At 57.5% G+C, this 17,358-nt stretch carries 15 protein-coding genes; 11 read left to right on the plus strand and 4 right to left on the minus strand.

The genetic code is table 11. The features are described from left to right. Positions 1-624 precede the first annotated feature (624 nt). Both AC1DSG_RS04865 and AC1DSG_RS04870 read left to right on the plus strand, forming a co-directional pair. Entirely contained in the window at positions 625-2,250 is a 1,626-nt protein-coding gene (locus AC1DSG_RS04865; protein ID WP_477789838.1) for an S-type pyocin domain-containing protein, read from the plus strand. A 146-nt stretch (positions 2,251-2,396) separates the two neighbouring features. Further along, positions 2,397-2,669, plus strand: a complete 273-nt coding sequence (locus AC1DSG_RS04870) for a hypothetical protein (RefSeq protein WP_477789839.1) — start codon at positions 2,397-2,399, stop codon at positions 2,667-2,669. 245 nt (positions 2,670-2,914) lie between these two features. On the opposite strand, the gene serA is transcribed toward AC1DSG_RS04870, so the two are convergent. Next, positions 2,915-4,144 carry a phosphoglycerate dehydrogenase gene (serA, locus tag AC1DSG_RS04875; RefSeq protein ID WP_477789840.1) on the minus strand — a complete coding sequence of 410 codons (1,230 nt, stop codon included), beginning with the start codon at positions 4,142-4,144 and terminating at the stop codon, positions 2,915-2,917. A gap of 204 nt (positions 4,145-4,348) precedes the next feature. Between serA and AC1DSG_RS04880 the strand changes: the two genes are divergently transcribed. From AC1DSG_RS04880 to AC1DSG_RS04895, 4 genes are all read left to right on the plus strand, one after another. Beyond that, on the plus strand, positions 4,349-5,743 hold the full coding sequence (locus AC1DSG_RS04880; protein WP_033049202.1) for an FAD-binding oxidoreductase: 1,395 nt from the start codon (positions 4,349-4,351) through the stop codon (positions 5,741-5,743). A gap of 37 nt (positions 5,744-5,780) precedes the next feature. Beyond that, on the plus strand, positions 5,781-6,446 hold the full coding sequence (locus AC1DSG_RS04885) for a fumarylacetoacetate hydrolase family protein (protein ID WP_477789841.1): 666 nt from the start codon (positions 5,781-5,783) through the stop codon (positions 6,444-6,446). Positions 6,447-6,682: 236 nt separating this feature from the next. Beyond that, positions 6,683-7,612, plus strand: a complete 930-nt coding sequence (locus tag AC1DSG_RS04890) for an SdiA-regulated domain-containing protein (protein ID WP_477789842.1) — start codon at positions 6,683-6,685, stop codon at positions 7,610-7,612. Positions 7,613-7,716: 104 nt separating this feature from the next. Beyond that, a complete protein-coding gene (locus AC1DSG_RS04895; protein ID WP_477789843.1) occupies positions 7,717-8,634 on the plus strand; it encodes an SdiA-regulated domain-containing protein in 918 nt (305 codons plus the stop codon). Between the two features lie 157 nt (positions 8,635-8,791). Here the strand turns inward: AC1DSG_RS04895 and rpiA are convergent, their stop codons facing one another. Beyond that, positions 8,792-9,466 (minus strand): ribose-5-phosphate isomerase RpiA, encoded by a 675-nt coding sequence (gene rpiA / locus AC1DSG_RS04900; protein WP_477789844.1) that lies wholly within the window; start codon positions 9,464-9,466, stop codon positions 8,792-8,794. A 412-nt stretch (positions 9,467-9,878) separates the two neighbouring features. On the opposite strand from rpiA, the gene ilvA reads away from it, so the two are divergent. Then, the gene (gene ilvA / locus AC1DSG_RS04905; protein WP_477789845.1) at positions 9,879-11,393 is read left to right on the plus strand and encodes a threonine ammonia-lyase, biosynthetic; all 1,515 of its coding nucleotides are present in this window, start codon (positions 9,879-9,881) and stop codon (positions 11,391-11,393) included. A 38-nt stretch (positions 11,394-11,431) separates the two neighbouring features. Beyond that, positions 11,432-11,857, plus strand: a complete 426-nt coding sequence (locus tag AC1DSG_RS04910) for a DUF2269 domain-containing protein (RefSeq protein ID WP_477789846.1) — start codon at positions 11,432-11,434, stop codon at positions 11,855-11,857. Positions 11,858-11,974: 117 nt separating this feature from the next. Here AC1DSG_RS04910 and AC1DSG_RS04915 read toward each other — a convergent pair whose 3' ends face one another. Next, positions 11,975-12,631, minus strand: a complete 657-nt coding sequence (locus AC1DSG_RS04915; protein WP_477789847.1) for a histidinol-phosphatase — start codon at positions 12,629-12,631, stop codon at positions 11,975-11,977. Positions 12,632-12,774: 143 nt separating this feature from the next. Here AC1DSG_RS04915 and AC1DSG_RS04920 point away from each other — a divergent pair, with 143 nt between their 5' ends. Together AC1DSG_RS04920 and ptsP are read left to right on the plus strand one after the other, a co-directional pair. Next, positions 12,775-13,254 carry an RNA pyrophosphohydrolase gene (locus tag AC1DSG_RS04920; RefSeq protein ID WP_477789848.1) on the plus strand — a complete coding sequence of 160 codons (480 nt, stop codon included), beginning with the start codon at positions 12,775-12,777 and terminating at the stop codon, positions 13,252-13,254. A 22-nt stretch (positions 13,255-13,276) separates the two neighbouring features. Beyond that, a complete protein-coding gene (gene ptsP / locus AC1DSG_RS04925; RefSeq protein WP_477789849.1) occupies positions 13,277-15,556 on the plus strand; it encodes a phosphoenolpyruvate--protein phosphotransferase in 2,280 nt (759 codons plus the stop codon). Positions 15,557-15,655: 99 nt separating this feature from the next. Here ptsP and AC1DSG_RS04930 read toward each other — a convergent pair whose 3' ends face one another. Further along, a complete protein-coding gene (locus AC1DSG_RS04930; RefSeq protein ID WP_477789850.1) occupies positions 15,656-16,402 on the minus strand; it encodes an NRDE family protein in 747 nt (248 codons plus the stop codon). Positions 16,403-16,535: 133 nt separating this feature from the next. Here AC1DSG_RS04930 and AC1DSG_RS04935 point away from each other — a divergent pair, with 133 nt between their 5' ends. Beyond that, the gene (locus AC1DSG_RS04935; RefSeq protein ID WP_477789851.1) at positions 16,536-17,318 is read left to right on the plus strand and encodes a sulfite exporter TauE/SafE family protein; all 783 of its coding nucleotides are present in this window, start codon (positions 16,536-16,538) and stop codon (positions 17,316-17,318) included. Positions 17,319-17,358: the final 40 nt, after the last annotated feature.

The raw sequence follows: 17,358 nt of genomic DNA on the forward strand, positions 1-17,358 counted from the left end.
GGGGAGTGGAGGCGATGTTGTGAGTCAGTTCCAGTGCCCGAGCGAGACGCATAAAAAAATCCGATACCTATTCAGGCATCGGATTTTGATTTCTTGCGGCCAAAGGTCAAGCAAGAGGGCTTAACTGATCGGCATTAACCCCAAGGTCTCCTTTTTTTGTCGCTCAAGTCGCTATCAGAACAACACACGGCAACGAATAGTAAATTCAACCATCCCGGTGCATCAGGAAAACTGCGTGTTCTGGGTTTATGACTGCTACGCAGCCGAAGCGGCCACCGCCTGAGTAGAGGTTACTTCTGTTGAGCGTGATGATGTGACACCCCTTCAATAAAGCCACATGAACTGCTTTTTATCTCTCTCCCAGAGGCAGACCGGTTTTACATAATGCTGCTGAGTCAAATTTTGCTAACAGATCATCAATCTCTACAGAATGCACCAAGAATTTCTGCCTGAAATCGGATTTTTTGATGTAAGAAATTTTACTATGGATAGTAGTTGGTATTGAGAGTACCCAATCTCTAAACACGTTATATGCAGTAAACATTTTACTGTTGATAGGGGGGTGTTGCGGCATAACTTACGTGCTCTATCAAATGGAATTCAAATTATTGCAAGGGATGCTATATGCAAAATTCTATCGCTTTTCCTCCGCCGTTGACATCGTCGAACGYTCTGCCCAACCAGCACAACGAATATCCAGGGTTTCTGTCAAATTTTGACAGTGCTCTAAATTGGGATGGAGAGCTTCCGACGGTTACTGTGGCTCACCGTGTTGAAACTATCAATAAAGAGCGCGACGCATATTCAAAGTTGGTAGCTATAGCACATTCGGTGCAGGATCAGATAGGAAGTGTTTTTTCGAATGGTACGGCGGGTGTGCGAAATGAAATAGAGGAGCGCATAAATTCATCTGTTGATACCCATTCATTAAATAAGCTGGAGGGGGACTTAAAAAAGAAATTCATTATTGTTGAGCTTCTGCAACAATTTAGAATGAATAGAAGTTGGTATGAAGCGGATATGTTTTTTGGCATAAATGCATTGTCGTTGGACAGTATGGAAACTGCCGAGCTATTCGCGGCTTATGTGGATACAGCAGAACACGAGGAAGAACGCCGAGGCTATTACGAAAACTTTCTGAGATCTCTGACAGCCGCCTACGTTAAACGAATCCTTGTCGAGGCTGTTTCCATTTTAGAGGACGCATCTCCAGCTATAGATGCTGCGATCCATTCTGCCTTGGCTAGAGGTGAAACGGCCTACAGCTTCAATTTAACCCTTAGTCAATCCGCGCAGGTGGTGACTGTAGCGGGTTCGGCTACTCTCCAAAACGCGGTCGGTTGGACCTTCGAGGCAGCGATCCGTAAAAGCACCCTGTTGTTGACAGGATTGGGAGAAGCACTTCTCAGTCGAGCGACGGCGATTGGGATCGGCACCTTGCTCTATTCGCCCGCTCTGGGTAACGGCGAGCGATATCCTCAAACGGTTCTCAAATTATCTGGTAGTGCAGTCTTGCCAGATGCATCGACTAACCTGAATGAAATCGCCGCTGTCGAAGGAACCATCGATCTTCCCTATCGGGTTTATGGTGATCTTGGCCAATACACACTGGTTGCAACACCGGCGGGAGGGAACATTTCGCCAGCGGTGCCAGTTCGGGCGCTGGAGTTCGACCAGCAGACTAACAGCTACAGTTTCACCTCCGCCGACGCACCGCCGATCACCCTAAGTTTTCCCATTATCCACTGGGATAACAGATCGACAACTTCACCTGCCAGACCCCTGCAAGTACCGCAATACACTGGCGTTGAACTGTTGCCACTACTCGTGCAGCCCGAAACATTGCCTGCGTTCGAGTTGCCGGACTTCAGGGACTGTATTTACTGCTTTCCGATCAGTAGTGGCTTGCCGCCAATCTACGTTGTTTTCAATAGTCCTTATGAAGGGGCTACCACAAGAGGAAAGCACAGCGGTCGATTGTTCAATCCCGCCAAAGCGGGAGGCCCGATCCTTGATCTCGATTGGACGGGTGCTACCGTGACTCAGGCGGGTGTTGACCTAGTTAAACTGCATACGGGCCGCTTCGACCATTCGGACGCCAATGCCATCATGGTTGACCGATTGGAAAAAATTCTGCGAGGTGAATTGATAACTACGGCTATCGACAAACGTTTCTATACTCATGAGTTGAGAGAGCTTGAACGTTTCAGAGCATTAGGGGTGGCTGACGGTGTAAATCCAAATGATTAAGGTGCTACCTGGAATAACACCCACGCGGCGACACTAGAAGACTACAAGCTAAAGGGTGAGTTTGAGTTGCTCTACACGCCTGAAGCTATAGAAGCAGATAACAAGCAGACAGAGAGAGAATACAAACAATTGGGAGGGACAAAGCAATGAGTGTCATAACAACCATCGTGCTCAACGAGAAACCTGAAGAGGTAATTCTATTTCTTACAAAAAATGAACTAGGTATCGATCTTCCTCGGCTTGACGGGCTTTATAATCGGGCTAGCTGGGCGCATGTGGGAGACAACATGGGATTATTGCATCTTGTTTTGAAAATGCGTGACGCTGGATTTGTAAAAATGGATGGAACCAGGATTAGGAGGGGGCCTAACTGGAGGGAACCGATATTCATGGTAGAGGGAAAATATACTTTTGATTGATATTGCTAAGCCTCTGTCACCTTTAGGGCGCGATTAGCAACTATTGTTTGGAAACGTCCGGCTTCCTGATATTGGTGATTGGATTCTGTCGAGCCTGGAGATAGGTTTACGATCGTTTGAGGGTTAGACAATTAACAAAAAAGAGAGCCCCTCGGCATTACGCCGAGGGGCTCCCTTTTTTCAGCGCTGGGCACCTGCGGTGTCCACGCGTTTTTCGCGAGCAGAGCTCGCTCCCACAGTCGCTATCAGAACAACACACGGCAACGAATGGTGCCGTTGATGTGCTGCAGTTTCTCTTGGGCGATTTCCGAGTAATCGGCGTCGACGTCGATGACGACGTAACCGACTTTCTCGTTGGTCTGCAGGAACTGACCGGAGATGTTGATGCCGTTTTCGGCGAACACCTTGTTGATCTCGCTCATCACACCCGGAATGTTTTCGTGGATGTGCAGCAGACGGTGCTTGCCAGGGTGAGCCGGCAGGGCCACTTCCGGGAAGTTCACCGACGATACGGAGGTACCGTTGTCGCTGTACTTGACCAGTTTTTCTGCCACTTCCAGACCGATGTTGGCTTGCGCTTCAGCGGTGGAGCCACCGATGTGCGGGGTCAGGATCACGTTGTCCAGGCCACGCAGCGGGCTTTCGAACTCTTCTTCGTTGGAGCGAGGCTCCACCGGGAATACGTCGATGGCCGCGCCGATCAGGTGCTTGTCCTTGATCGCATCCGCCAGGGCTTGCAGTTCAACCACGGTGCCGCGAGCCGCGTTGATCAGGATGCCGCCCTTCTTGATGGCGCGGATTTCCTTCTCGCCGATCATCCACTGGGTCGCAGCGGTTTCCGGAACGTGCAGGGTGACGATGTCGGACATGCCCAGCAGCTCGTGCAGGTTGCCGACCTGGGTGGCGTTACCCAGTGGCAGCTTGGTCACGGTGTCGTAGAAGTACACCTGCATGCCCAGGCCTTCAGCCAGAACCGACAGTTGAGTACCGATCGAGCCGTAACCGACGATGCCCAGCTTCTTGCCACGGATCTCGAAGGAGTTGGCCGCGCTCTTGATCCAGCCGCCACGGTGGCAGGAAGCGTTCTTCTCAGGGATGCCGCGCAGCAACAGGATCGCTTCGGCCAGCACCAGCTCGGCAACGGAGCGGGTGTTGGAGTACGGTGCGTTGAACACCGCGATGCCGCGTTCGCGCGCTGCGTTCAGGTCAACCTGGTTGGTGCCGATGCAGAAACAGCCGACAGCGACCAGCTTCTTCGCGTGATCGAAGATCTCTTCGGTCAGTTGAGTGCGGGAGCGAATGCCGATGAAGTGCGCATCAGCGATCTTTTCCTTCAGCTGGGCTTCCGGCAGAGAACCAGTGAGGTACTCGATGCTGGTGTAGCCCGCCGACTTGAGAACGTCGACAGCCGATTGGTGGACGCCTTCGAGAAGAAGGAACTTGATCTTGCTCTTATCGAGAGAAGTCTTGCTCATCTGCGTAAACCTGTATCCCGGAGAAAAATGGCAGGAAATAGCCAGCAGACGCTGACCCGGACGGCAAGAAAGCCGTCACCGCAGTTTGGCCGTTGGGCACTATGCTGCGGGGTCGGTATGCTAGCATATGCACCCCGCTAAACACTCATTCCTGCGACGTGAAGCGTTCTCAGGATGACCATGAATTGTTCGAGAGTTCTGTCGATGACCAATCCTGCCTTGATTGAAGAGCTGAAGACCCTGGTTGAGCCTGGCAAGGTGCTGACCGATGCCGACTCCCTGAATGCTTACGGTAAGGATTGGACCAAGCATTTCGCCCCCGCCCCGACCGCCATCGTGTTTCCCAAGACCACCGAACAGGTGCAAGCCATTGTCCGTTGGGCCAATGAACACAAGGTGGCGCTGGTGCCGTCCGGTGGTCGTACCGGGCTTTCCGCCGCGGCGGTAGCCGCCAATGGCGAAGTGGTCGTGTCCTTCGACTACATGAACCAGATTCTCGACGTGAACCTCACCGACCGCACTGCCGTTTGTCAGCCAGGCGTAGTGACCGAGCATTTGCAGAACGTCGCTGAAGAAAAAGGCCTGTATTACCCAGTGGACTTCGCTTCGGCAGGTTCCAGCCAGATTGGCGGCAATATCGGCACCAATGCCGGCGGGATCAAGGTCATTCGCTACGGCATGACCCGTAACTGGGTGGCGGGCATGAAAGTCGTGACCGGCAAGGGCGACCTGCTGGAACTGAACCGCGACCTGATCAAGAACGCCACCGGCTACGACATGCGTCAGCTGTTCATCGGCGCCGAAGGCACCCTCGGTTTTGTGGTTGAAGCGACCATGCGTCTGGATCGCGCGCCGAAAAACCTCACCGCGATGGTCCTTGGCACCACCGATTTCGACTCGATCATGCCGGTGTTGCACGCGTTCCAGAGCAAACTCGACCTGACCGCCTTCGAGTTCTTCTCCGATAAAGCCTTGGCCAAAGTCATGGCGCGCGGCGATGTCCCGGCGCCCTTCGAAACCGATTGCCCGTTCTACGCGCTGCTGGAATTCGAAGCGACCACCGAAGAAGTGGCCAACCACGCCCTGGAAACCTTCGAGCACTGCGTCGAGCAGGGCTGGGTGCTGGACGGCGTGATGAGCCAGAGCGAAACCCAGTTGCAGAACCTGTGGAAGCTGCGCGAGTACATCTCCGAAACCATTTCCCACTGGACGCCGTACAAAAACGACATTTCGGTCACCGTGTCGAAAGTCCCGGCGTTCCTCAAGGAAATCGACGCGATCGTCGGTGAACACTACCCGGACTTCGAAATTGTCTGGTTCGGACACATCGGCGACGGCAACCTGCACTTGAACATCCTCAAGCCGGACAACCTGAGCAAGGACGAGTTCTTCGCCAAGTGCGCGACCGTCAACAAGTGGGTGTTCGAAACCGTCGAGAAGTACAACGGTTCGATTTCTGCCGAACACGGCGTGGGCATGACCAAGCGTGATTATTTGACCTACAGCCGCTCGCCGGTCGAGATCGAGTACATGAAAGCGGTTAAAGCGGTGTTCGACCCGAACGGCATCATGAACCCGGGCAAGATCTTTGCTGTTTGATTTTCGAATGTTAAGAGCACGAATCAGGAGGCGGTAAATGAGCTATCAGCACCAGTATGTCGACGGTACGCGCATCCATTTCCCGTTGGGGAAAGTGGTGTGCATTGGCCGCAACTACGCCGAACACGCCAAGGAACTGGACAATCCGGTGCCAACCGAGCCACTGCTATTTATCAAGCCGGGCAGTTGTGTCGTACCGCTGGAAGGCGGTTTTGCCATTCCAGCCGAGCGCGGTTCGGTGCATTACGAAGCGGAAATCGCGGTGCTGATCGGCAAGCCGTTGTCGACCAAGCCAAGCCGCGAAGAAGTGCTGGATGCCATCTCCGGTTTCGCCCCGGCGCTGGACCTGACGCTGCGCGACAAGCAGGCCGAGCTGAAATCCAAAGGCCTGCCGTGGGAAATCGCCAAGTCGTTCGACGGCGCGGCGGTGATCGCGCCGTTCGTGTCTGGCAGCACCTTTGCTGACCTGACCGATATCGGCATTCGCCTGACCATCAACGGCGAAGTGCGCCAGGATGGTAACAGCAGCGCAATGCTCAACCCGATCGTGCCGATGATTCAGCACATGGCCGGCTGCTTCTCGCTGCAGGCCGGTGATGTGATCCTGACCGGTACGCCGGTGGGCGTTGGTCCGTTGAATGTCGGTGATGAGATTGTTCTGGAGTTGCCAGGCACAAGCCGCTTCACCAGCAGCGTGCGCTAACCCCGGCGCAAAACCCTGTAGGAGCTGGCTTGCCAGCGAAAGCGGTGTAACAGTCAACATGGATGTTGAATGTAAGGGCCTCTTCGCTGGCAAGCCAGCTCCTACAGGACTTGGGGCAATCCCGCCATTTYCCGTTTTTTTCACATGGTCTCTGGATAATTCCGGCGCTTGCGGCGTCTGAGCCGGTCCCAATTATGCTATTACCCCTAGCCTGAATTTCTGGAACGCATCCCCCAATGGCCACCACACCGCTGCCCACCTTCAAAACTACCCGCCGCTCCCGCTTCGGCTTGCGTTGGTATTCCTGGCTGTTGCTGGTTGCGGCCATCGCCTACGGTGTAGCGTTTGCGATGCATTGGGATGACCGGGGTGTGCTCTGGGTGAAAGAGCAATTCAAAAGCCCGGCCGAGCGTCAGGCCAGTGTCTGGCTGCCGGATTACCGGGCAGTGATCGACGCCAAGCTGCTGCCGGGCATGGAAAAGGATGAAGCCTCGGACCTGTCTTACGATCCGCAGACCAAAACCCTGTTTTCGGTGATGGGTAAAAAACCGTTCCTGGTCGAGTTGTCGTTGCAGGGCGACGTGTTGCGCAAGATGCCGCTGGTGGGTTGGAGCAACCCGGAAGGCGTGACTGTGATGGGCAATGGTCTGTTGGCCATTGTTGATGAGCGCGAACACATCCTGTCCATCGTCAAGGTCGATGCCGACACTCGCGAGCTGAACATCGCCGACTTCCCGAAATACGACCTCGGTCCTTCGAAAGACCAGAACAAAGCGTTTGAAGCCGTCGTCTGGGATGCACGCAACCAGCAGATCCTGCTCGGAGAGGAGCGTCCGCCCGCACTGTTCAGCTGGAAAAGCGACGGCAGCCCAGTGCTCAAGGGCGACAAGCAGAAACTGGTCAGTGACAAACTGGACATGCGTAACCTGTCGGCCCTGGCCATCGATCCGCGTACTGGCCACACTCTGGCGCTGTCTGCCGACTCCCACTTGTTGCTGGAGTTGGACGAGAAGGGCGAGCAGGTCAGCTTCATGACCTTGCTCAGTGGTTTCAACGGCCTGAAGAAAACCATTCCACGGGCCGAAGGCGTGACCCTGGACGAAGCGGGTACGTTGTACATGGTGAGTGAGCCGAATCTGTTCTATCGCTTCGAAAAGCAGAAGTAGTCGGCAACAATCGCGCGGTTGTGATTAAAAGCCACTGGCCATTAAGCTTGAATTCATACAGGCGTGATATTTCATCCGCCTGTTTTGTTTTTGAGCTTGCCTGAATGCGCCGACTTGCCCGTCCCAAACCCCTCGTTTTGATCCTGTCAGTGATTGCGCTGATCGCGCTGGTCGCGGTCGGCCAATACATGCGCCTGTTCGAACGTGCCTGGTTCAACCTGCATACCCTTTGGCAGCCGCAGAGCACTGTGTCCATTGGCCTGGATCAATACCGGGTGGACATCGAAGCGCGGGTGATCGACGGGCTGGACGATGACGTCTCGGCGCTGACGTTCGATCCGGTGCGCAAAAGCCTGTTCACGGTCACCAACAAAAACTCGGAACTGATTGAGCTGTCCCTTGAGGGCAAGATTTTGCGGCGTGTGGCGTTGATAGGTTTCGGCGACCCGGAGGCGGTGGAATTTATCAGTCCCGACACCTACGTAATCACGGATGAGAGCGAGCAGCGGCTGATCAAGATTCATCTGGAGCAGGACACCACCTTCCTCGATGCTGCAGACGCCGAGCAGATGACCCTCGGCGTGCATATGGGCAGCAACAAAGGCTTTGAGGGATTGGCTTACGATTTGGTGGGCAAGCGGTTGTTCGTCGCCAAGGAGCGCGACCCGATGCTGATCTACGAAGTGCAGGGCTTCCCGCATTACAACCCGGAAAAATCCTACGCCGTGCACGTGGTAAACAACCCCAAACGCGATGCCGGGATGTTCGTGCGAGACCTGTCGAGCCTGCAATACGACGAGCGCAGCGGCCATTTACTGGCGCTGTCTGATGAGTCGCGGTTGATTCTGGAAATGGATGTAGACGGGCGGCCGTTGAGCACGATGTCATTGAGCAAGGGGCGTCAGGGCCTGCAAAAGAACGTGCCGCAAGCGGAAGGCATCGCCATGGACGATGATGGCACGATGTACCTCGTCAGCGAGCCGAACCTCTTCTACGTCTTCAAAAAACCCACACAACCCTGACCCATGATCGGTGCCATACGCAGATAGTGGGTTCACCGCAAAACCACTGTGGGAGCGAGCCTGCTCGCGATAGCGGTCTGCCATTCAACATCTCTGTCAACTGACACGACCCCATCGCGAGCAGGCTCGCTCCCACAGGTTTTGTGTTGTATATGGTTTATTCGGCGCGCAGGGTTTTTACGCCTTCGCTGGTGCCCAGCAGCAGCAAATCCGCCGGGCGCGCCGCGAACAGACCGTTGGTGACCACGCCAACAATCGCGTTGATCTGGCTTTCCAGTTCAACCGGATTGGTGATCTGCATGTTGAACACGTCGAGAATGATGTTGCCGTTGTCGGTCAGCACGCCCTCGCGGTAGACCGGGTCGCCGCCCAGTTTCACCAGTTCACGGGCCACGTGGCTGCGGGCCATCGGGATCACTTCGACCGGCAGCGGGAACTCGCCGAGCACCGGTACCAGTTTGCTGGCGTCGGCGATGCAGATGAAGGTCTTGGCCACGGCGGCAACAATCTTCTCGCGGGTCAGGGCTGCGCCGCCACCCTTGATCAGGTTCAGGTGTTCGTCGCTTTCATCGGCGCCATCGACGTAGAACTCCAGGTCGCTGACGGTGTTCAGCTCATACACCGGAATGCCATGGCCCTTGAGACGGGCGGCAGTGGCTTCGGAGCTGGCGACCGCGCCGTCGAACGCGCCTTTGTGCTTGGCCAGGGCATCGATGAAGCAGTTGGCGGTGGAGCCGGTGCCGACCCCGACAATGCTCTTGTCGTCGAGTTTCGGGAGGATGAAGTCGACGGCGGCCTGAGCCACTGCCTGTTTGAGTTGATCCTGGGTCATGCGGGCTCCGAAAGCGGCAAAGGGAGAACGGAAAGGCGGGCATTATAGCTCCATGCCCGGTTAAAACCTCTTGATTCGTGTGGTCGCCTGCCCGAAAGCCGGGTTAGACTCCGAGGGTCTGTTGACGTTTGGTGGYGGGCCGCGTTGTGCGCCAAATTGCGCGAGGCAAGGCGCGGGATGCCGCCCATGGTTGTTCCCTTGGCAAATCCCGCAACGCAGCCTTGCGCAATTTGGCGCACAACCCGAAGGGACGGTGCCAATTTTGCGCAGGGCTGCGTTGCTCGGAACTTATTTGGAACAACCGAACTGCGTTCCTCGCGCCTTGCCCTGCGCAAAATTGGCCTCCGTCGCGGCCCRCCACCAAACGTCAACAGACCCTAACCCTGCCCAACCCGCTCAGTGATGCTTTCCGATGCTCGAACAGTACGTCAAAAAGATCCTCACCTCGCGCGTTTATGACGTTGCCATAGAAACCCCATTGCAGACGGCCCGCCAGCTCTCCGAGCGGCTGGGCAACAGTATTTGGCTCAAGCGTGAAGACTTGCAGCCCGTGTTCTCGTTCAAGATTCGCGGCGCTTACAACAAGCTGACCCAATTGAGCGATGAAGAGCGTGCTCGCGGCGTGGTGACGGCTTCGGCGGGTAACCACGCACAGGGGCTGGCCCTGGCGGCGAAAGTGTTGGGTGTCAAAGCCACCATCGTCATGCCCAAGACCACTCCGGAAATCAAAGTCGAAGGCGTGCGTTCGCGCGGCGGCAAAGTGGTGCTGCACGGGGATTCGTTCCCGGAAGCTCTGGCCTACTCGCTGAAACTGGTTGACGAAAAAGGCTACGTCTACATTCACCCGTACGATGATCCCCACACCATTGCCGGGCAGGGCACGGTAGCGATGGAAATTCTGCGCCAGCACCCGGCGCCGCTGGATGCGATCTTCGTTCCGGTAGGCGGTGGCGGGCTGATCGCCGGCATTGCGGCCTATGTGAAATACCTGCGCCCAGAAATCAAGATCATCGGCGTCGAGCCGGACGACTCCAATTGCCTGCAAGCGGCCATGGCGGCCGGCGAGCGCGTGGTATTGCCGACCGTGGGCCTCTTCGCCGACGGCGTGGCGGTGGCGCAGATCGGTCAGCACACCTTCGACATCTGCAAAGACTATGTCGATGAAGTGATCACCGTCAGCACCGATGAGATCTGTGCGGCGATCAAGGATATCTACGACGATACCCGCTCGATCACTGAACCGGCTGGCGCACTGGGCGTGGCCGGGATCAAGAAATACGTCGAGCAGAACGGCGTCACCGGCCAGACCTTTGTGGCCATCGACTCCGGCGCCAACGTCAACTTCGACCGTTTGCGCCACGTCGCCGAACGCGCCGAACTGGGTGAGGGTCGCGAAGCAATCATCGCCGTGACCATCCCCGAGAAACCGGGCAGCTTCAAGGCGTTCTGCGAAGCCATCGGCAAGCGCCAGATCACCGAATTCAACTACCGCTACAACACCGGCAGCGAAGCGCACATCTTCGTGGGCGTGCAGACGCACCCGGAAACCGATCCGCGCAGTGCGCTGCTGGCGAGCCTCACCGAGCAGGGCTTCCCGGTGCTGGACCTGACCGACAATGAGCTGGCCAAGCTGCACATCCGCCACATGGTCGGTGGTCGTGCGGCCCATGTCGTCGATGAAGTGGTGCTGCGCTTCGAATTCCCGGAGCGTCCGGGGGCGTTGTTCAACTTCCTCAACAAACTCGGCGGACGCTGGAATATTTCGATGTTCCACTACCGCAACCACGGCGCGGCGGATGGCCGGGTGGTGGCGGGGCTGCAAGTGCCCCGTGACGAGCGTCATCTTGTGCCGGCGGCCCTTGAAGACATCGGCTATCCGTACTGGGACGAAAGCGACAACCCGGCCTATCAGCTGTTTCTCGGCTGAGTGGCTACTCTGAAGGGCAGGTCATAAGGAAATCGACAATGGAAACGTTAACTGCCCTGAAAGCGGCGCACATGGTTGCAACGGTGGTGTTGTTGATCGGCGCGCTGGGCCTGGGGATCTGGGTCTGGCGCACACGGCGCAATGGCGACGCGACCGCTGCAAGCCGCACCTTGCAGCGACCTCGCGTGTTTATCTGGCTGTTGATGGGCCTGGCGCTGCTGAGCATGCCGGTGACTGGCTGGTGGATGGTGCATCTGGTGGGCTGGTCGTTGGGGCAGACGTGGTTGTTGGCGTCCAGCGTGCTTTATACCGTTGCGGCGTTGGCGTGGTTCTGGCTGTTGGTGCGGCTGAATACATTGCGCAAGGCGCCGGGAGGCGCGGGCAAGTTTACCTTTGCCTTGGCGTTGTTCAGTTTTGTCTGTTTTGTTGCCATTGCTGGGTTGATGGGTGCCAAGCCTGTTTAGCGCGGAATCTGTAGCAGCTGTCGAGGTACGAGGYTGCGWTGGGCTGCGAAGCGGCCCCATGGGCGGTCCTGCGGACCGCAACGCAACCTCGTACCTCGGCAGCTGCTACAGGCGATATCAGTCGCGCAGACTGATCACCGGCCAACCACGCCTCTCGGCTTCAGCGCGCAAATTCGGATCAGGATCAACTGCCAACGGATGAGTCACCTGCTCCAGCAACGGCAAATCATTCATCGAGTCGCTATAGAAGTAGCTGTCCTCCAGCGAATACCCGGTCTCTTCCAGCCAACGATTCAACCGCGTCACCTTGCCTTCCCGGAAGCACGGTACGTCAGTGCTGCGCCCGGTATAACGACCATCGACCATCTCGCACTCGGTGGCGATCAAGGTTTCAACCCCCAAACGCTGGGCGATCGGCCCGGTCACAAAGCGGTTGGTCGCGGTGATGATCACCAGTTTGTCGCCAGCCTCGCGGTGTTTGGCCAATAGCGCCATGGCCTTGGGCAGCACGATCGGCTCGATGCAATCGCGCATGTAATCCAGGTGCCATTGCTCCAGCGTGGCCATCTCGGTGCGGCCGAGGACTTCCAGGCAGAAGTTCAGGTAGGCGGCGTTGTCGAGTTTGCCGGCCAGGTAGTCCTGATAGAACTCGTCGTTGCGGGCCTTGTAGGCGACGGCGTCGAGAAAGCCGCGCTCACACAGGTAATCGCCCCAGGCGTGGTCACTGTCGCCGCCCAGCAGGGTGTTGTCCAAGTCGAATAAAGCCAGACGCATTGCAGTTACTCGCTGAAAAGTCTGTAGAAAGGCGCCCAGAATACGGACTTTTCACAAGAGTGCACATAAGGTCGGTCGGCGCGTTGCTGCTTTCACAACCTTTGTGGAACAATGCGGCGATATGCGTTTGCGAGGTTGTTGCCGTGATCGACCCCGATGGTTTCCGCCCCAATGTCGGGATCATTCTCACGAATGATGCCGGACAGGTGCTATGGGCTCGCCGTATCAATCAAGATGCGTGGCAGTTTCCACAGGGTGGGATCAACCCCCAGGAGACGCCGGAAGACGCCTTGTAYCGCGAGYTGAAYGAAGAAGTGGGKCTKGAGCGCGAAGATGTKSAAATTCTCGCCTGCACCCGGGGCTGGTTGCGCTATCGTTTGCCGCAACGTCTGGTCCGTACCCACAGCCAACCGCTGTGCATCGGCCAGAAACAGAAATGGTTTCTCCTGCGCCTGATCTCCAACGAGCAGCGGGTGCGGATGGATTTGACCGGTAAACCGGAGTTCGATGGCTGGCGCTGGGTCAGTTATTGGTATCCGTTGGGCCAGGTGGTGACATTCAAGCGCGAGGTGTATCGACGCGCTCTCAAAGAGCTTGCCCCGCGCCTTTTAACGCGCGACTGACGACGGAGTTCGACCCCGAGCCATGCTCAATACGCTGCGCAAGATCGTCCAGGAAGTTAACTCCGCCAAGGATCTCAAGGMGGCGTTGGGGATTATTGTGTTGCGCGTCAAAGAGGCCATGGGCAGCCAGGTTTGCTCGGTCTACCTGCTGGACCCTGAGACCAACCGCTTCGTGCTGATGGCCACCGAGGGCTTGAACAAGCGCTCGATCGGCAAGGTCAGCATGGCACCCAACGAAGGTCTGGTCGGCCTGGTCGGTACGCGTGAAGAACCCCTGAACCTCGAAAACGCCGCGGATCACCCGCGCTACCGTTATTTCGCCGAGACCGGCGAAGAGCGCTACGCCTCCTTCCTCGGGGCGCCGATCATTCATCACCGTCGCGTCGTTGGCGTGTTGGTCATTCAGCAAAAAGAACRCCGCCAGTTCGATGAAGGTGAAGAAGCCTTCCTCGTGACCATGAGCGCGCAGCTCGCCGGTGTTATCGCTCACGCCGAAGCCACCGGTTCGATCCGGGGCCTGGGGCGTCAGGGCAAGGGCATTCAGGAAGCCAAGTTCGTCGGCGTCCCGGGTTCGCCGGGTGCGGCGGTCGGTACGGCGGTGGTCATGCTGCCTCCTGCAGATCTGGACGTGGTGCCGGACAAGACCATCGTCGACATCGAAGCTGAACTCGGGCTGTTCAAGACCGCCATCGAAGGCGTGCGCGCCGACATGCGTGCCTTGTCCGCCAAGCTGGCAAACCAGTTGCGGCCCGAAGAGCGCGCGCTGTTTGATGTTTACCTGATGATGCTCGACGATGCCTCGCTCGGCAGCGAAATCACCACTGTGATCAAGACTGGCCAGTGGGCTCAGGGCGCGTTGCGTCAGGTCGTCACCGAACACGTCAACCGTTTCGAATTGATGGACGACGCCTACCTGCGTGAACGTGCCTCGGACGTCAAAGACCTCGGTCGCCGCCTGCTCGCCTATTTGCAGGAAGAGCGTCAGCAAACCCTGGTTTACCCCGACAACACCATTCTGGTCAGCGAAGAACTGACGCCGGCGATGCTCGGCGAAGTGCCGGAAGGCAAGCTGGTGGGTCTGGTGTCGGTCCTCGGTTCCGGCAACTCCCACGTGGCCATCCTGGCGCGCGCCATGGGTATCCCGACGGTGATGGGCCTGGTCGACTTGCCGTACTCGAAAGTCGACGGCATCCAGATGATCGTCGACGGTTACCACGGCGAGGTCTACACCAACCCGAGCGAAGTGCTGCGCAAGCAGTTCGCCGAAGTGGTCGAGGAAGAAAAACAACTGGCCCTCGGGCTGGATGCACTGCGTGATTTGCCGTGTATCACCGTCGATGGCCACCGCATGCCGTTGTGGGTCAACACCGGCCTGCTGGCGGATGTAGCGCGAGCGCAGAAGCGCGGTGCCGAAGGCGTCGGGCTGTACCGCACCGAAGTGCCGTTCATGATCAACCRGCGGTTCCCGAGCGAAAAGGAACAGCTGGCGATCTACCGCGAGCAACTTGCCGCTTTCCATCCGCAACCGGTGACCATGCGCACCCTGGACATCGGCGGCGACAAGTCACTGTCGTACTTCCCGATCAAGGAAGACAACCCGTTCCTCGGCTGGCGCGGCATTCGCGTCACCCTTGACCACCCGGAAATCTTCCTGGTGCAGACCCGTGCCATGCTCAAGGCCAGCGAAGGCCTGAACAACCTGCGCATTCTGCTGCCGATGATCTCCGGTACTCATGAACTGGAAGAGGCGCTGCACCTGATCCACCGGGCCTGGGGTGAAGTGCGCGACGAAGGCTGCGACGTGCCGATGCCGCCGATTGGCGTGATGATCGAGATTCCAGCGGCGGTGTATCAGACCAAGGAACTGGCGCGGCAAGTGGATTTCCTGTCGGTCGGCTCCAACGACCTGACCCAGTACCTGCTGGCCGTGGACCGTAACAACCCACGGGTGGCCGACCTTTACGACTACCTGCACCCGGCGGTGCTTCAGGCGTTGCAGAACGTAGTGCGTGACGCCCATGCCGAAGGCAAGCCGGTGAGCATCTGCGGTGAAATGGCTGGCGATCCGGCAGCGGCGGTGCTGTTGATGGCGATGGGCTTCGACAGCCTGTCGATGAACGCCACCAACTTGCCGAAAGTGAAGTGGATGCTGCGTCAGATCAACCTGAGCAAGGCCAAGGATTTGCTCGCGGAACTGATGACCATCGACAACCCGCAAGTTATCCACAGCTCGCTGCAACTGGCGCTGAAGAATCTTGGGTTGGCGCGGATGATCAATCCGGCTTCGGTCAAGACCCTCTAAAAGGCTGAAGGCCCCATCGCGAGCAGGGGATAGGTGTCGATCACAGATCCAATGTGGAGCGAGCCTGCTCGCGATGGGGCCAGTCCCGACAACAAAAAATTAAACCCAGATCTCCACTTCCCCAAGATGCCCGCCATACGGCCCGAAACTCCTTTCGACCACATGCCGCAACCCATCCGCCTGAACAATCAGCGCCGTACTCGCTCGCGTCCCATAACTCTGGCTGGCAATAAACACACTCGACAACAACGTTTCGGTCGCCAACCCAACCCCGGTGTCCGGCAGTTCGGTAAACGGCGCGGTCTGCGAGTCCGCCAATAACGCCAGCAAAGCCTGAGGCTGTGGATCCCCCAACACTTCCTCCAGCGCCGCCCGTGCTTTGAGCAATTTCGGCCACGGTGTATCCAGACCGGCATTCGACAGCCCATAAACACCGGGTGCCAGCATCACCGCCTCAGACTCTCGTGAATTGAAATGCCACAGCTCGTTGACATTGCCGATCAACAGATTAAACCCGGAATATTCCAGCGAACGCCTGACAACATCGTCCAAATAGTCATCAATCGGCTTGTCGCCTAACAGAAAACCGGCCACCAGTTCACCCCGCGATTTGCGCGACGGCGGTTGATGTGGATCACGGATGTTGGTCAGCGCGGCGAAGCGCCCGTTAGCGCCGATACCGAGCCAGGTGCCGCCGGCTTCCTGGTCACGGCCCGCATAAACGTGTGGCGCTTCAGGCCATTGCGCCAGAGGCAGGCTCGGGCGGGCATAGAATTCGTCGCGGTTGGCCGCCACGATCAGCGGCTGGGCGTGGCCGGGCCGCCAGGCGAAGACAATCAGGCACATAAGGTGGTCCTTGTGTGTTTTTTGCCCACTCTACGCAGACATCGCGCGGGTATCCATCGCCATCCAGTGGAGCCCGAGGCCATGCATCCGTTACCATGCCGCTCCGGTTTTGGGTGAAGAGTKGGACGCAGGCATGGAATTTCTGCTCTATCTGGCGCTGGGCGCTTGCGCAGGCGTGTTGGCCGGGCTGTTCGGGGTGGGTGGCGGGATCATCATCGTCCCCGTGTTGGTATTCAGTTTCACCTTGCAGGGCTTTGACACGTCGATCCTGACCCACTTGGCGGTCGGCACGTCCCTGGCGACGATTATCTTTACGTCGATCAATGCCGTCCGCGAACACCAGCGTCGTGGCGCGGTGCGTTGGCCGATTTTTGTCTGGATGACCGTGGGCATTCTGATCGGCGCCGGTTTCGGCGCGCTGACCGCCGAGGCGATCTCCGGCCCTAATTTGCAGAAGATCATTGGTTTGTTCGCCCTGGTCATCGCCGCGCAACTGGCGCTGGACGTCAAACCCAAGGCCAGCCGAACAGTGCCGGGCAAACTCGGTTTGACCGTGGCCGGCAGCGTGATTGGCTGGGCTTCGGCGATTTTCGGGATTGGCGGCGGCTCGTTGACCGTGCCGTTCCTGACCTGGCGCAGTGTGCCAATGCAACAAGCTGTGGCCACGTCGTCGGCCTGTGGTCTGCCGATTGCTTTGGCCAGTGCATTAAGTTTCATGATTCTGGGCTGGCACGATCCGTTGCTGCCGGCCCATAGTCTCGGTTTTGTTTATTTGCCGGCGCTGTTGGGCATTGCCCTGACCAGCATGGTCTTCGCCCGCCTCGGTGCGCGACTGGCCCACAAGCTGTCGCCGAAGTTGCTGAAAAGACTGTTTGCCGCTTTGCTGTTCTGCGTTGGCCTGAGTTTTCTGCTCTGACACGCGTCGCAATCCTGGCTTAATCCTGAGGTGGCAGCGT

Source organism: Pseudomonas sp. P5_A12 (assembly GCF_056400685.1).